Origin of the sequence: Vibrio gigantis (assembly GCF_024347515.1) — a bacterium.
GTDB classification, from domain to species: Bacteria; Pseudomonadota; Gammaproteobacteria; order Enterobacterales; family Vibrionaceae; genus Vibrio; species Vibrio gigantis.
In genome coordinates, this window is the sequence record NZ_AP025492.1 from 3154650 (window position 1) to 3170424 (window position 15775).

Below are 15775 nucleotides of genomic sequence, written 5' to 3' on the forward strand. Positions count from 1 at the left end.
TTTATCAAATTAACGAAATAAATATTCACAAATATAGCATTTTTATGTTTAACTGAGTTCTTCATTGATTCTATATACACAAGGAGCGAGAGATGGCCTTTAATCTTCGCAATCGTAACTTTCTAAAACTTCTCGACTTTACTCCTAAAGAGATTCAGTTTTTACTTGATCTGTCTGCTGACCTAAAAAAAGCTAAGTATGCAGGTACAGAGCAGAAAAAGCTTAACGGTAAAAACATCGCTTTGATCTTTGAAAAAGCATCAACACGAACTCGATGTGCTTTTGAGGTTGCGGCCTTTGATCAAGGCGCTCAAGTCTCTTATTTAGGCCCTTCTGGTTCTCAGATTGGTCAGAAAGAATCAATGAAAGATACGGCTCGTGTGTTAGGTCGTATGTACGACGGCATTGAATACCGTGGTTTTGGCCAAAGCATTGTAGAAGATCTTGGCGCATACGCTGGTGTTCCGGTTTGGAACGGCCTAACCGATGAATTCCATCCGACTCAGATCTTGGCTGACTTCCTTACTATGATCGAACATGGTCGCGGTAAACATCTACATCAAATCAGCTTTTCTTACCTAGGCGATGCGCGTAACAACATGGGGAACTCTCTATTAGTCGGTGCTGCGAAAATGGGCATGGATATTCGCCTTGTCGCACCAAAAGCATTTTGGCCAGAAGAGCAACTTGTCGAAGAGTGCCAAGCCATTGCACAAAACACTGGTGCAAAAATCACGTTAACTGAAGACGTTGCTGAAGGCGTGAAAGGTTGTGATTTCCTATACACCGATGTTTGGGTTTCGATGGGTGAAGCTCCTGAAGCTTGGGATGAACGTGTAGCGGTAATGAAACCATACCAAGTGAATATGGATGTCATTAAGCTGACTGGCAACCCTCAAGTGAAATTCATGCACTGCCTACCCGCTTTCCATAACAATGAAACCGTGATTGGTCAGCAAGTCGCAGACAAGTATGGAATGAACGGCTTGGAAGTGACTGACGAAGTGTTTGAATCTGACTACTCAATTGTATTTGATGAAGCAGAGAATCGTATGCACACCATCAAGGCGGTGATGGTCGCGACGCTTGGTCAATAGACAATAATGAAAGTAAACAAAAGCTTGATGTAATCGCTTGCGCTCACAAATTGAAAGCGTATAATTCTCGGCAATTTGTCTGAGAGTAGTGAAAATGACGCCAACCAATATAGTGATAACACATAATAAAATTGTGAAAACACCTAATATTGCTCGCAAGCTAGCATGCTTGCCAGGCCGTCTATTCTGCTTTTCAGCACTTTTTTAAAGCCTCCCATTATGGGGGGCTTTTTTATGGCCAATACATTATTGTGGGGAAGAAGATCATGGCGAATTCGCTCTATCAAAAGCACATCATCTCAATTCCAGAGCTTTCTCGTGAAGAGCTAGAATTAATTGTTCAAACGGCAGGTCAACTTAAAGCTGAACCAAACCCAGAACTCATCAAGAACAAAGTTGTTGCCAGCTGCTTCTTCGAACCTTCAACACGAACTCGTCTCTCTTTTGAAACTGCGATTCAACGCATCGGTGGTGATGTGATTGGTTTCGACAGTGGCGGTAATACTTCACTGGCGAAGAAAGGTGAAACGCTAGCAGACTCAGTGCAAGTTATCTCTTCATACGTTGATGCTTACGTAATGCGCCACCCTCAAGAAGGGGCAGCACGTCTAGCTTCTGAGTTCTCTAACGGCGTACCGGTTATTAATGCAGGCGACGGTGCAAACCAACACCCGACACAAACGCTATTAGACTTGTTCTCTATTGCTGAAACACAAGGCCGCCTAGATAACCTAAACGTGGCATTCGTTGGTGACCTTAAATACGGCCGTACGGTTCACTCTCTGACTCAAGCACTCGCGAAATTCGACAACATCTGTTTCTACTTTGTGGCGCCAGAAGCATTGGCGATGCCTGACTACATTTGTGAAGAGCTTGATGAAGCGGGTATCAAGTACCAACTACTAACTGACATGGAAGATGTGATTCCTGAATTAGATGTTCTGTACATGACTCGAGTTCAAAAAGAGCGCTTTGATGAGTCGGAATACGCGCACATCAAATCAGCGTACATCCTAACGGCTGCGCTTCTAGAAAACGCACGTGATAACCTGAAGGTGCTACACCCTCTTCCTCGCGTTGACGAAATTACTGTCGATGTCGATAAAACACCTTACGCTTACTACTTCCAGCAAGCAGAGAACGGTGTTTACGCGCGTGAAGCATTGCTAGCCCTTGTTCTTAACGAAACGCTGTAGAGGAGAGATATCATGTCTAAAGAGACTCAATTAAAAGTTGAAGCAATCAGAAACGGTACTGTTATCGACCACATCCCTGCGAACATCGGGATCAAGGTGCTAAAACTGTTCGATATGCACAACTCTCACCAGCGTGTGACCATTGGCCTAAATCTACCTTCATCGGCACTAGGTGGAAAAGACCTACTTAAGATTGAGAATGTGTTTATCACTGAAGAACAGGCGAGCAAACTGGCACTTTACGCACCTCACGCAACAGTGAACCAAATCGAAGATTACGAAGTAGTTAAGAAGTTAGCCTTAGAACTTCCAGAGCAAATCAACGATGTGTTCGAGTGTCCAAACACTAACTGCATTACACACAACGAGCCTGTTGAAAGCAGCTTTAAGATCTTTGAAAAGAAAGAAGATATTCGATTGAAGTGTAAGTATTGCGAAAAAGTTTTCTCTCGCGAAATCGTGACAGAAAGATAACGTCATACGGCAACCCGTTTGAACGCAAAAACTATCAAATACCTCGCCTGTACGGGGTATTTTGCGCTTTACCTAGCCTAAGTTTGAAGGCACACTGAAAAGCGATTTTTATCTAATAACTGATGGAATAAACCAATGACTAAAGTACTTCACACAGAATCTGCTCCAGCTGCAATCGGCCCATACGTACAAGGTGTTGACCTTGGCAACATGGTACTGACTTCTGGTCAAATCCCAGTAAATCCAGCAACTGGTGAAGTATCTGCTGATATCGCAGTGCAAGCTCGCCAATCTCTAGACAACGTTCAAGCAGTTGTTGAAGCTTCAGGCCTGACTGTAAAAGACATCGTAAAACTAACGGTATTCGTTAAAGACCTAAACGACTTCGGCACAGTAAACGAAGTTTACGGCAAATTCTTCGATGAGCACGGCGTAGCAAACTACCCTGCACGTTCATGTGTTGAAGTAGCTCGCCTTCCAAAAGATGTAGGTATCGAGATCGAAGCTATTGCGGTTCGCAAATAGTCTTTAGTACCTAAATCTATAGTAAGCGTCTGAGCATAAAGCTGAGTGTTTATCAGATACAAAAAAGGTTGCCCATTTGACAACCTTTTTTATTGTTCAGCGTTTTGCTCAATTACTTCTTGTTGAGCTCAACCACTTCTTTGTCTAGCTCTTCAAGTTTCGCCGCCATTTGCTCACGAGCTAAATTAGCCAGTTCACGAACGTTAGACTTATCAAAACCTTCTGTGCTGATAGGTGGCAGCATCTCAACAATCACATGACCATTGTTCCAACGGTTTAGCTTCACGCCACCTGTTGAGCTACACACGATAGGGATAATCGGTAAACCAGCGCCAATTGCCGCATGAAAAGCGCCCGTCTTAAACGGCAACAAACCACGACCACGAGAACGCGTCCCTTCAGGGAACATCCATACTGAAACGTCGCTCTCTTTTAAGCTAGTCACTACCTGATCAATGGTACCCACCGCTTTGCTGCGGTTAGCACGGTCAATAAGAATGTTACCCGTCAGCCAGTAAAGCTGACCAAATAGCGGCATCCACACTAGGCTCTTCTTACCAACCGTCACAACTTTAGGCGTTACCGCTGATGAAATCGTGAATAGATCCCAGCTGTTCTGGTGGTTCGCCACATAAACATGTTGGCCACGAGAATAAGCATCTTCTGGGATACGAAGTTCTAACTTCATGCCGAAAATTTTCGACATACGGCCGAAGTAACGACCGAAGGTAAATACGTGTTTCGGATTACGTGGGCTCAGTAAACAGTAACCACACCCAAATACAAACATAAGAATCGCAAATATCGCCACTGCGAAAATACGTAATATTGCTATCATTTTGTTCCTCACCAACCGCTAAGCAGATTCATCTATTCGCACAAAGAAACACTGGCAATAGATTCACTGGCGGTAAATACAACTATAAAAAAGCCGAAACCAAGGTTCCGACTTTTGTGTTTTCATCTTACTGATTCATGAACTCACTAACCTAAGTTAGCTAGACTCACGAAATCGTGTAATGTTTGCGCCTAGGGCTGACAGTTTATCTTCAATCTTATCGTAGCCACGATCGATGTGATAAATACGGTCAACGATGGTTTCACCTTGAGCGATACAGCCAGCAATAACAAGGCTCGCAGATGCACGAAGGTCCGTTGCCATTACTTGAGCGCCGCTCAATTTTTCCGTTTCACCGCAGATAGCCGTGTTGCCTTCGATTTCCGCTTTCGCACCCATTCGTTGTAATTCAGGAATGTGCATAAAACGGTTTTCAAAGATAGTCTCAGTGATAACACCACTGCCCTTCGCCATCATGTTAAGCAGAGTAAACTGAGCTTGCATGTCGGTTGGGAAACCAGGGTGAGGTGCTGTTACGATTTTCACCGCTTTCAGCTCACGACCTGTCATATCAAGGCTGATCCAGTCTTCGCCCGTTTCAACCTTCGCACCCGCTTCTTCAAGCTTCGCTAATGCAGCTTCAAGAAGATGAGCGTTAGTGTTACGACAAACAACTTTACCGCCAGACACTGCTGCTGCAACAAGGAACGTGCCTGTTTCAATACGGTCAGCAACTACAGAGTGTTGACCACCACCAAGGCGTTCAACACCTTCAATAGTAATCGTGTCTGTACCTGCGCCAGAAATCTTAGCACCCAGCTTGTTTAGGAAATCAGCCGTATCAACAATCTCAGGCTCACGCGCAGAGTTGTCTAATACTGTTGTACCTTCCGCTAGTGTTGCTGCACACATGATCGTAATCGTAGCGCCAACGCTTACTTTATCCATCACGATATGCGCTCCTTTCAGACGGCCATCAACGCTTGCTTTAACGTAACCATCTTCCAACGTAATCGTTGCACCTAGCTGCTCTAGGCCATGGATATGCAGATCAACAGGACGAGCGCCAATCGCACAACCACCAGGAAGTGACACTTGGCCTTCACCAAAACGAGCAACTAGCGGCCCCAAAGCCCAGATAGATGCACGCATTGTTTTTACTAAATCGTAAGGCGCACAAAATTCATTAATTTCGCTGCCATCAACATGAACACTACCGTTACGTGATACTTTTGCGCCGAGACGCTTTAGTAGTTCCATCGTAGTATCGATGTCACGTAGATGAGGAACGTTACTTACTTCCACTGGCTCTTCAGCAAGAATTGAAGCAAATAGGATTGGTAGCGCTGCATTTTTTGCGCCTGAGATCGTCACTTCACCGCTTAGCGGCTTGTCTGATCCTATAACTCGAAACTTTTCCATCATAAACCTTAAAGTGACATCAGTTTCTTATCACGTTCCCACTCTTCTGGCGTGAAAGCCTTAATAGAAAGAGCATGGATGTCATTGCGTTGAATGTATTCCATTAGTGGGCCGTAAATTAGTTGCTGCTTCTTAACTCGATTCATGCCGTCAAAACATGGATCAACTGCAACAACTTCGTAATGGCTGCCTTCACCTTTCACGAAAATCTCTTGAAGGTTCAGTGCCTCTGCTAATAATTCTTGTACTTTTGTGCTGTCCACAAATAGCTCCTGCCTAATTTTTTATGTGTTCTGCCATCATTGGCTGGATATTGCTCAATTGGAACAACGTTCGTAATTGTTCTGGCACGAAACTGAGCATTATATGACAGTTTTGATTTTTTGCATGCTCTAATAAGTGAATTAGCATCACCATTCCTGCTGAATCGACTCGATTTATATGGCTAAGGTCAATTTCAACGCTCGATTCCGTTGTTTGCCACTTTTCCAATATACGCCAGATTGCAGGGACACTGTCTCGGTCGATATCACCGAGCAGCTGATACTCTCTAGAGCTTAGTGCTTGCCATTGAGAATGGCTCATTATTTGTTACTCTCAAAGCGAATCGGTTGTGCGGCCAGTTTCTCTAGTTCGTCGGCAACTTGTAAGATGCCTTCCTGACGAATCTTAGTATTCCACTCTGACTGCTTGCTCGATAACAGGCTAATACCTTCGGCAACCATATCAAATGCCTTCCACTCACCCGACTTCTTGTCTTTACGAAGCTTAAACTCAAGTTTGATGCTAGGTCGTGGCGAATCGATGATGTCTACCTTGATACTGGTAATACGGCTATCAGCTTTGATTTTTGGTTCAGGACCAAATTCAATTGTCTGATCGGTATATTGAGTCAGAACTTGAGCATAGGAAGAAACCAGGTATTTACGGAATGAGTCGATAAATACACGCACGTCTTTTCTATCTGCGCCTTTCAAGTTTGGCCCAAGTAACTTAAGTGCTGCATATTGCGCATTCACATAAGGCATCAACTCTTCTTCCACGATGACCTTCAATAGTTCTGGGTCTTGGTGGATATTGTCTTGTTCACTCTTCAAACGATCAAATGCAACTTCTGCTACTTGAGTCATCATCTGGTACGGCTGAGTACGATCAATCGACTCTGCAGCAAAAGCTTGAGCCGACATCAGAAAAGCGACTGCTGTCAGAAACCATACCTTCAACAAGTTATGATTCTTCAATAAGTTATTCCTCTTTAACATGTGCCTACTCCTTAGCTTCGCTATCATCAGAGCCACCAACGCTATACAGCACTTGGCCAATCAAATCTTCTAATACCAATGCTGATTTGGTGTCTTCAATCGAGTCACCATCAACCAACATCTCTTCATCATCAAAAATGAAACCCGGCACCAAGCTGATGTACTGCTCACCGATTAAACCAGACGTTAAGATTTGAGCACTAGAGGTATCTGGAAATTGTGAGTACTTCGAATCAATAGACAATTGAACCACTGGCAGGTAGCTCTCGGTATCAAGTTCAATGCTTTGAACTCGACCAACAACCACGCCACCCACTTTCACAGGAGAACGAACCTTTAGGCTACCTATGTTGTCAAAGGTCGCTTTTAAGTTGTAAGTATGGTTCGAACCTATACCTTTTACGTCAGCGACTTGAAAGATCATGATTAAGATTGCGCAAATTCCGGCAATAACAAAGGTGCCGACCCATAGTTCTAATTTTCGAGTTTGTTGCATGATTAATTCCCAAACATCAATGCGGTAAGAACAAAATCTAGCCCTAATACCGCTAGAGAAGAGTGCACTACTGTGCGTGTGGTTGCCTGACTGATACCTTCAGAGGTCGGTACCGCATCATAACCGTTGAAAAGTGCGATCCAAGTGACGGTGATAGCGAAGACCATACACTTGACCATGCTGTTACCAATATCTCGGCCTAGCTCAACAGAAGACTGCATCGCAGACCAGAAACTACCGTGGTCAATGCCTTTCCAATCAACACCCACTAACTGGCCACCCCAAATACCTACCGCCATAAAGATCATAGCAAGCAATGGCATTGAGATAAGCCCGGCCCAAAGTCGTGGTGCAATAATACGTTTTAGAGGATCAACGGCCATCATCTCAAGGCTTGAGATCTGCTCTGTTGCCTTCATTAAACCAATCTCTGCCGTTAGTGCTGAACCAGCTCGACCTGCAAATAATAACGCCGTCACAACAGGGCCCAATTCACGTAACAGTGAAAGTGCGACCATTTGACCAAGATTACCCTCAGCACCGTAGTCGATGAGCACGACATAACCTTGCAGGCTAAGTACCATGCCAATGAACAGTCCCGAAACTAAAATGATAGCTAATGACTGAACGCCAACGCTATAAAGCTGTTTTACTAATAAAGGGAAGTTTTTTAGTCTCGGGATGCCAAACAAAGCGCCGAATAACATCAGGCTTGCTCGACCAAATGACTCGCAAATCGCAAGTGTGCGTCTACCGACACCCGCAATAGTTTTAGCAATCATATTAAAACAAATCCTTTTCTAGACTTTGCGCAGGGAATCTAAACGGCACCGGGCCATCAGCTTCACCTTGCAAGAATTGCTGCACTCTCGGATCGTCGTTGTTGTACAACTCTTCAGGCGTTCCTGCAGCAATGATTTTGCTATCGGCCATGAGATAAACCCAATCCGCAATACTCATTACTTCTGGAACATCGTGAGAAACAACAATCGAGGTTAAGCCCAACGCTTGATTGAGGTTACGAATAAGCTCAACCAAAACACCCATAGTGATAGGGTCTTGGCCAACAAACGGTTCATCGTACATGATGAGCTCTGGATCCAAGGCAATCGCACGTGCCAACGCCGCTCTTCTCGCCATGCCACCAGACAATTCACTCGGCATTAGCTGTGCCGCCCCTCGCAAACCTACCGCCTCAAGCTTAAGTAATACGATGGTACGAATGAATTTTTCATTCAGTTTGGTGTGCTCACGTAATGGAAACGCCACATTATCAAAGACATTGAGATCCGTAAAAAGTGCACCCGACTGGAAAAGCATGCTCATTTTTTTACGTGCTTGATACAGCTTTCGACGCGATAATGCAGGGATATTGTTCCCATCAAACCAGACTTCGCCTTCATCTGGCGGCAATTGACCACCAATCAAACGCAGCAAGGTCGTTTTACCAATCCCTGATGGCCCCATGATCGCAGTTATCTTACCTTGAGGCACCTCTAAACTGATGTCATCAAAGATAACGCGATCACCGCGTGAAAAGCTGAGGTTCTTAACTTTCACAAGCTCAGTGTTCAACATATTCTTGTTGTTTCCTTGCTTTAAAAAACGCCAATTATGGCTGCAATAATAATGAGTCTACTTTAGAATTAAAAGCACTGTTCAATTAATTATAAAAAACAAAAATCAATGGCAGGAATTTGAAAGCATTGAGAAATTCTTTGTTTAACTACATTTCTTTACTACTAAGTGGCAATTAATTTGTAGAGTGACTTCCCTTTTATCTAGCAACAAGTCAAAATTAGCGGTTAATTCTCCGTTTTTTATTAACTTTTAGGAATCATCATGCTTGAAGCGATTGCGTTTCTTATTATCGGTCTAGGTTTTTTGGTGTGGAGTGCAGATAAACTGGTTTACGGTGCTGCTGCTCTTGCTCGAAACTTCGGTATCTCACCACTAGTTATCGGTATGACGATCTTAGCAATGGGATCTTCGGCTCCTGAAATGATGGTTTCTGCAACAGCGGCTCTTGATGGCAAAACAGATACAGCTGTAGGTAACGTATTAGGCTCAAACATCGCCAATATTGCGCTGATTTTAGGTATTACAGCCCTTATCAAGCCATTATCGATTAGCTCTGGCGTGATTCGCCGTGAACTACCATTAATGATTGGTGTCACTTTATTAGCTGGCGCACTACTTTGGGATAACCATTTAGGTTTCTATGAAGGTGTGTTGTTGTTTGTTCTTTTTGCCGCGTTCTTATTTGCGATGCTGCAAATCAGCCGTAGTGAGAAGAAGAACGGTGATGCCTTCCTTGACGAGCAAGAATCAGAAATTCCAGAAGGTGTAAGTAATCCTAAAGCCGCAATGTGGGTCGTAATTGGTCTGATCATTCTGCCTTTAGCTGCTGATATGCTAGTTGATAATGCCGTAATCATCGCGAAATACTTTGGCATGAGCGACCTTGTCATTGGTCTAACCATCATTGCCGTAGGTACGAGCTTGCCTGAGCTTGCAGCATCACTAGCCGGTGTTATGAAGGGTGAAGATGATATGGCTGTAGGTAATATCATTGGCTCCAACGTATTCAATATCCTTGCTGTTATGGGTATCCCGGGCATCCTAAATCCTTCAATCTTGAGCGAATTCGCTATGGGTCGTGACTTCTGGGTAATGCTAGGCGTATCGCTACTGCTTGTTGTTATGGCGCTAGGAAAATCTCGTAGCGTTAATCGTATTGAAGGCGGCGTGTTAATTGTGACATTCGTGGCCTACCAAAGTTACCTACTAATGAACATGTCAGCTTAATTGTTTATTTAACTTCCCGTGCTTGGAGTGTTTGATGTCTCAGCCATTTGATTACCGCAGTGTTGCAAAACAAGTTTTGGAAACCGAAGTTGCAGGTCTCACTCAATTAGACCAATATTTTAATGATGATTTTTGCAAAGCTTGCGACCTTATTCTGAACAACAAAGGTAAAGTCGTTGTGATGGGCATGGGGAAATCAGGTCATATCGGCAACAAAATCGCAGCAACATTGGCAAGTACCGGAACATCGGCTTTCTTTGTACATCCAGGTGAAGCTGCGCATGGCGATTTAGGCATGATTGAGCCAGGCGATATTGTGATTGCAATATCCAACTCAGGCGAATCGGGAGAGATTCTCAGCTTATTCCCGGTATTAAAGCGTTTGAACATCAAGATCATTAGTATGACAGGTAAACCAGCATCGAACATGGCGACCTTGTCTGATATCCATTTACAAATTTCAGTACCGGAAGAAGCTTGCCCACTGGGCTTAGCACCAACAACCAGCACCACGGCGACTTTGGTTATGGGTGATGCATTAGCCGTTGCACTTTTACAGGCTCGAGGTTTTACCGCTCAAGACTTTGCACTGTCTCACCCTGGTGGCGCTTTAGGTCGTCAACTGTTGCTGAAACTCGACGACATCATGCACACAGGCGATGCACTTCCTGTTGTAGCACCGGATGCGCTAGTACGAGACGCTCTGTTGGAGATATCTCAGAAAGGCTTAGGCATGACAGCCATTGTTGGTGAAGATGGTCAAATGGCTGGTATTTTTACCGATGGTGATTTACGCCGTATCTTAGACAAGCGTGTTGATATCCATAACACGCAGATCGGCGATGTGATGACGCTAAACCCGACGGTAGCAGAACCAAACATGCTTGCGGTTGAGGGTTTAAATTTGATGCAAGCGAAGAGCATCAATGGCCTAATGTTATGCCATGAAGGAAAACTAGTCGGTGCCTTAAACATGCATGACTTACTGAAAGCAGGAGTAATGTAATGACACAGACAGTCGAAACTCTATACGGCACTGTTGAATCGAATGTGTTTGAAATCGCAAAAGAGATCAAGCTGCTTATTTGCGATGTTGATGGTGTCTTCTCTGATGGTCGCATCTATATGGGCAACAACGGTGAAGAGCTGAAAACCTTCCACACTCGTGACGGTTACGGCATAAAATCACTGATGAACGCTGGCATTGAAATCGCGATTATCACTGGTCGTAAATCTCAAATTGTTGAGAATCGAATGACGGCTTTGGGTATAAAGCTGATTTACCAAGGTCAGGACGATAAAGTTAAGGCATACCAAGATATTTGCGATAAGCTTTCTGTAAGCCCTGAGAATACAGGTTACATCGGAGATGATCTGATCGACTGGCCTGTAATGGAAAAAGTTGGCTTGAAGGTATGTGTAGCAGATGGCCACCCACTACTTGCAAAGCGTGCAAACTACGTGACAACCATTAACGGTGGTCATGGTGCGGTACGTGAAGTCTGCGACCTTATTTTACAAGCAAGAAATGAACTCGACGTGCATAAAGGTTTAAGCATATGAGTTTTACTCGTATTATCTATTTAATACTAATATTTATTGCCTCTTGGTCAACCTATTACATATACGACAAAGAGCAAACATCGACCATACAAGTAGCTCCAAATTTGGAGCTGCCCGCGTTTAGTGGCAAAAGTCTAAACAACATCAGCTACGACGAAAGCGGTATTCGTAGCTATCAAGTTGAATCGACGCATTTAGAATACTACTCAGTGGTTGGCGATACGCACTTTCAAAACCCGGTTCTTTCGGTATTCCGTGAAGGGCACACGATTGAATGGCAAGTCACCGCTGGTCGCGCGATTATGGATGAGAATCAAGTTGTCACCTTTTATGACAACGTCGTGGCAAAGAATCTACTGCCAGGGGCAAGCTTCGATACAATGACCACAGATAAAATGGTTGTTGAGCTGCCTAGCCGAGATTTTTATTCAGAGACTCCGGTCCATATGATCGGTACATTTTTTGAAACTGAGGGACAAGCAATGAAAGGTAACTTTGGTACCAACAATGCGACCCTCTTTAATTCTGTTCAAGGTAGATATGAAACTCTTACACCTTAGTTTATTCGCTTTGACCCTTGCGGCACCTAATGTCTATGCTCTGTCTTCGGATAGCGAGCAACCTGTCTACATTGACTCAGACAGCCAGCAATTGGATATGAAAAGTAACCAAGTGACTTTCCTTGGTGATGTGAACCTTAAGCAAGGCAGCATCAATATCAATGCCGATAAGGTTATTGTTACTCGTAACGCCGTAAATGGTGAGATTGAAGAAATTCAAGGCTTCGGTAAGCCAGCTACCTTCTCTCAACTTACAGACGACGGCAAGACACTCTACGGTGAAGCTGACGATCTACATTACCAGCTAGTTGCCGACAAACTGATCATGACCAAGAATGCGATGCTATCTCAAGATGGCAGTATCATTCGCGGCTCTAAGATCACTTACCAGATCGGTTCTCAGAAATTAGTCGCTGACAGTGGTGAAAACAAACGAGTGTCAACGGTTTTACAACCAACGGAAGTGAATAAGTAACGATGGCTGTTCTTAAAGCAAAAAACCTAGCGAAAACCTATAGCAAGCGTAAGGTTGTTACTGATGTAAGCTTACAGGTAGAGTCAGGCCAGATCGTTGGTCTGCTTGGGCCTAACGGTGCAGGTAAAACCACGTCTTTCTATATGATTGTTGGTCTGGTTGCACGTGATGAAGGTACCATTAGTATTGATGATCGAGACATCAGTATCTTGCCAATGCACAGTCGTTCTCGTCTTGGCATTGGTTACCTGCCTCAAGAAGCATCGATTTTCCGTAAGCTGTCTGTAGAGAACAACATCATGGCGGTTTTACAAACCCGTGAAGAGATGACCAACGAACAGCGCCAAGATAAGCTGGAAGACCTGCTAGAAGAGTTCCACATTCAACATATCCGCACCAGCAATGGTATGGCTCTGTCTGGTGGGGAGCGCCGTCGTGTTGAGATTGCGCGTGCACTCGCAGCAAATCCTCAGTTCATTCTGCTAGATGAACCCTTTGCCGGTGTTGACCCGATCTCGGTTATTGATATCAAAAAAATTATTGTTCATCTACGCGATCGCGGCTTGGGTGTTTTGATTACCGACCACAACGTTCGTGAAACACTAGACGTGTGTGAAAAAGCTTACATCGTAAGCCAAGGGCACCTGATCGCGGAGGGTACTCCTGAAGATGTTCTCAATAACGAACAAGTTAAACAAGTTTATCTAGGCGAACAATTCCGTCTATGATTATATAGAGAGTATCGAGAGTTCTAAGAATAATAACTAGGTAAGTCACACTGAATGAAACCCTCATTACAACTTAAGCTAGGCCAACAGTTAGCAATGACTCCTCAATTGCAGCAAGCGATTCGTTTGTTGCAATTGTCTACTTTAGATTTGCAGCAAGAGATCCAAGAAGCACTTGAATCTAACCCACTACTCGATGTCGAAGAAGGCAATGAAGATACGCCAACATCGGAAGAAAAACCTAGCAGTGACGAAAAAGAAACCGTTGAAGCCACGGAGCAAGACTTACCTGATAGCTCAGACTTAATCGAAAAATCAGAGATTGGCAACGAACTAGAAATCGACACAACTTGGGAAGACGTCTACAGCGCAAACACCGGTAACACAGGTATTGCGATTGATGACGACATGCCTGTTTATCAAGGCGAAACCACTCAAAGCCTGCACGATTACCTACTTTGGCAACTCGACCTAACACCATTCACTGACACAGACCGAAGCATAGCTTTTGCATTGATCGATGCCATCGATGACTATGGCTACCTCACTGTAACTTGTGAAGACATCCTTGAAAACTTCGATAATGAAGAGATTGAGCTTGATGAAATTGAAGCCGTACGTAAGCGAATTCAGCAGTTTGATCCGCTAGGTGTCGGTTCAGTCAATCTGCAAGATTGCTTGTTACTGCAACTGGCAACCTTCCCTCAAGATACTCCTTGGCTCAACGAAGCTAAGTTAGTACTTACTAGCCATATAGACCAACTCGGCAATCGTGATTACAAACTGGTTATCAAAGAGACCAAGTTGAAAGAGGCAGAACTACGTGAAGTTTTACAGCTGATTCAACAACTGGACCCTCGCCCTGGTAGTAAGATTACTCCGGATGAAACTGAGTATGTGGTTCCGGATGTATCTGTCTTCAAAGACCTTGGTAAATGGTTAGTGACAATTAACCCTGATAGCGTGCCTAAGCTGAAAGTGAATCAGCAATACGCGGATCTGGGTAACAAAGGTAACAGCGCCGACAATCAATACATCCGCTCCAATTTGCAAGAAGCAAAGTGGCTAATTAAAAGCCTAGAGAGCCGAAATGAGACGCTACTCAAAGTTGCGCGGTGTATTGTTGAACATCAGCGTGATTTCTTCGAACATGGCGAAGAAGCGATGAAGCCAATGGTTCTTAATGATGTTGCATTAGCTGTTGATATGCACGAATCCACGATTTCTCGTGTGACGACTCAAAAGTTTATGCACACACCACGTGGCATCTTCGAACTCAAATACTTTTTCTCGAGCCATGTCAGTACTGACAATGGTGGTGAATGTTCATCGACAGCAATTCGAGCACTCATTAAGAAGCTTGTTGCGGCAGAAAATACCGCCAAACCTCTAAGTGATAGTAAGATTGCTGCTTTACTGGCTGACCAAGGAATTCAGGTAGCTAGACGTACGATAGCGAAATACCGTGAGTCTCTGGGCATTGCCCCATCGAGTCAGCGTAAACGCCTGTTATAAAATAATTTAGCCCGCAGTTTCGTTAAGTTATTTATAACTAGATAACCAACTGAAAAGGAAAGTCTATGCAAATCAATATTCAAGGCCATCACGTTGATCTTACCGATTCAATGCAAGACTATGTTCACACCAAATTCGACAAACTTGAGCGCTTCTTTGATCATATCAATAGCGTTCAGGTTGTTTTAAAAGTTGAGAAAATCAATCAAATCGCAGAAGCTACCCTGCATATAAATCAGGGGGAAATCCATGCGACAGCAACAGATGAAAGCATGTATGCTGCGATTGATTCATTGGTTGATAAACTCGTTCGCCAACTCAACAAGCACAAAGAAAAGCTAAGTAGTCACTAACATGCAATTAAGCGAAGTACTTTCATTGGACTGCACCAAAAGTGCAGTCCAATGCACAAGCAAAAAAAGAGCCCTTGAGCTCATCAGTCAGATCGCAGCAGAAAGCTGTGGTCAAGATTCAACAGAACTGTTTGAGTGCATGTTGAGCCGTGAGAAAATGGGCAGTACAGGTATTGGTAATGGCATTGCTATTCCCCATGCTCGTATGAATGTCAGTGATAAAGCGATTGCTGTATTACTGCAATGCCAAGATCCCATCGAATTTGATGCGATTGATAATCGCCCTGTCGACCTACTATTTGCCCTACTTGTTCCAAGTGAACAGTGTAAGGAGCATTTAAAAACCCTTTCATGTATGGCAGAACGACTTAACGACAAGCAGACTCTTAAACAGTTGCGTAATGCTCAAAGCGATCAGGAGCTTTACGACATCATGATTCAAGTGCCAACTTGCGAGCAATAA

Annotated in this window: 21 protein-coding genes; 13 read left to right on the plus strand and 8 right to left on the minus strand. The window is 43.9% G+C overall.

What is annotated here, in order from left to right:
- Positions 1-92: 92 nt before the first annotated feature.
- From OCV56_RS14075 to OCV56_RS14090, 4 genes are all read left to right on the plus strand, one after another.
- Positions 93-1097, plus strand: a complete 1005-nt coding sequence (locus OCV56_RS14075; RefSeq protein ID WP_086715544.1) for an ornithine carbamoyltransferase — start codon at positions 93-95, stop codon at positions 1095-1097.
- A gap of 266 nt (positions 1098-1363) precedes the next feature.
- Positions 1364-2293 carry an aspartate carbamoyltransferase gene (gene pyrB, locus OCV56_RS14080; protein ID WP_004738679.1) on the plus strand — a complete coding sequence of 310 codons (930 nt, stop codon included), beginning with the start codon at positions 1364-1366 and terminating at the stop codon, positions 2291-2293.
- A gap of 12 nt (positions 2294-2305) precedes the next feature.
- Positions 2306-2767 (plus strand): aspartate carbamoyltransferase regulatory subunit, encoded by a 462-nt coding sequence (gene pyrI, locus OCV56_RS14085; protein ID WP_017632290.1) that lies wholly within the window; start codon positions 2306-2308, stop codon positions 2765-2767.
- A gap of 135 nt (positions 2768-2902) precedes the next feature.
- Positions 2903-3292 carry a RidA family protein gene (locus OCV56_RS14090; protein WP_009847729.1) on the plus strand — a complete coding sequence of 130 codons (390 nt, stop codon included), beginning with the start codon at positions 2903-2905 and terminating at the stop codon, positions 3290-3292.
- Between the two features lie 112 nt (positions 3293-3404).
- On the opposite strand, the gene OCV56_RS14095 is transcribed toward OCV56_RS14090, so the two are convergent.
- From OCV56_RS14095 to mlaF, 8 genes are all read right to left on the minus strand, one after another.
- Entirely contained in the window at positions 3405-4130 is a 726-nt protein-coding gene (locus OCV56_RS14095; protein WP_050652139.1) for a 1-acylglycerol-3-phosphate O-acyltransferase, read from the minus strand.
- A 156-nt stretch (positions 4131-4286) separates the two neighbouring features.
- Complete coding sequence (murA, locus tag OCV56_RS14100; RefSeq protein WP_086715546.1) at positions 4287-5552, minus strand: UDP-N-acetylglucosamine 1-carboxyvinyltransferase; 1266 nt, start codon at positions 5550-5552, stop codon at positions 4287-4289.
- 8 nt (positions 5553-5560) lie between these two features.
- Positions 5561-5815 (minus strand): BolA family iron metabolism protein IbaG, encoded by a 255-nt coding sequence (gene ibaG / locus OCV56_RS14105; protein WP_017058924.1) that lies wholly within the window; start codon positions 5813-5815, stop codon positions 5561-5563.
- 13 nt (positions 5816-5828) lie between these two features.
- On the minus strand, positions 5829-6137 hold the full coding sequence (locus OCV56_RS14110; protein ID WP_086715547.1) for an STAS domain-containing protein: 309 nt from the start codon (positions 6135-6137) through the stop codon (positions 5829-5831).
- On the minus strand, positions 6137-6739 hold the full coding sequence (locus OCV56_RS14115) for an ABC transporter substrate-binding protein (protein WP_390903676.1): 603 nt from the start codon (positions 6737-6739) through the stop codon (positions 6137-6139). Before OCV56_RS14115 ends, OCV56_RS14110 begins: the two co-directional genes overlap by 1 nt.
- Positions 6740-6818: 79 nt before the next feature.
- Positions 6819-7310, minus strand: coding sequence for an outer membrane lipid asymmetry maintenance protein MlaD (gene mlaD / locus OCV56_RS14120; protein WP_017632287.1), 492 nt, complete (start codon positions 7308-7310; stop codon positions 6819-6821).
- Between the two features lie 2 nt (positions 7311-7312).
- Positions 7313-8092 (minus strand): lipid asymmetry maintenance ABC transporter permease subunit MlaE, encoded by a 780-nt coding sequence (gene mlaE / locus OCV56_RS14125; protein WP_086715551.1) that lies wholly within the window; start codon positions 8090-8092, stop codon positions 7313-7315.
- Between the two features lies 1 nt (position 8093).
- Positions 8094-8888 (minus strand): phospholipid ABC transporter ATP-binding protein MlaF, encoded by a 795-nt coding sequence (gene mlaF / locus OCV56_RS14130; RefSeq protein ID WP_086715552.1) that lies wholly within the window; start codon positions 8886-8888, stop codon positions 8094-8096.
- A 264-nt stretch (positions 8889-9152) separates the two neighbouring features.
- Here mlaF and OCV56_RS14135 point away from each other — a divergent pair, with 264 nt between their 5' ends.
- From OCV56_RS14135 to ptsN, 9 genes are all read left to right on the plus strand, one after another.
- Positions 9153-10118: a calcium/sodium antiporter gene (locus tag OCV56_RS14135; protein ID WP_048612607.1), complete on the plus strand. Its 966-nt coding sequence runs from the start codon at positions 9153-9155 to the stop codon at positions 10116-10118.
- 34 nt (positions 10119-10152) lie between these two features.
- Complete coding sequence (kdsD, locus tag OCV56_RS14140; RefSeq protein ID WP_048659267.1) at positions 10153-11124, plus strand: arabinose-5-phosphate isomerase KdsD; 972 nt, start codon at positions 10153-10155, stop codon at positions 11122-11124.
- Positions 11124-11681, plus strand: coding sequence for a 3-deoxy-manno-octulosonate-8-phosphatase KdsC (kdsC, locus tag OCV56_RS14145; RefSeq protein ID WP_086715554.1), 558 nt, complete (start codon positions 11124-11126; stop codon positions 11679-11681). The genes kdsD and kdsC overlap by 1 nt, the downstream gene beginning before the upstream one ends.
- Positions 11678-12241 (plus strand): LPS export ABC transporter periplasmic protein LptC, encoded by a 564-nt coding sequence (gene lptC, locus OCV56_RS14150; RefSeq protein ID WP_086715556.1) that lies wholly within the window; start codon positions 11678-11680, stop codon positions 12239-12241. The genes kdsC and lptC overlap by 4 nt, the downstream gene beginning before the upstream one ends.
- Entirely contained in the window at positions 12222-12716 is a 495-nt protein-coding gene (gene lptA / locus OCV56_RS14155) for a lipopolysaccharide transport periplasmic protein LptA (RefSeq protein ID WP_004735305.1), read from the plus strand. The genes lptC and lptA overlap by 20 nt, the downstream gene beginning before the upstream one ends.
- Positions 12717-12718: 2 nt before the next feature.
- On the plus strand, positions 12719-13444 hold the full coding sequence (lptB, locus tag OCV56_RS14160) for an LPS export ABC transporter ATP-binding protein (protein ID WP_016792197.1): 726 nt from the start codon (positions 12719-12721) through the stop codon (positions 13442-13444).
- Positions 13445-13498: 54 nt separating this feature from the next.
- Positions 13499-14959, plus strand: coding sequence for an RNA polymerase factor sigma-54 (locus OCV56_RS14165; RefSeq protein WP_086715558.1), 1461 nt, complete (start codon positions 13499-13501; stop codon positions 14957-14959).
- 65 nt (positions 14960-15024) lie between these two features.
- Positions 15025-15312, plus strand: coding sequence for a ribosome hibernation promoting factor (gene hpf / locus OCV56_RS14170; RefSeq protein WP_009847742.1), 288 nt, complete (start codon positions 15025-15027; stop codon positions 15310-15312).
- A gap of 1 nt (position 15313) precedes the next feature.
- On the plus strand, positions 15314-15775 hold the full coding sequence (gene ptsN, locus OCV56_RS14175; RefSeq protein ID WP_004738707.1) for a PTS IIA-like nitrogen regulatory protein PtsN: 462 nt from the start codon (positions 15314-15316) through the stop codon (positions 15773-15775).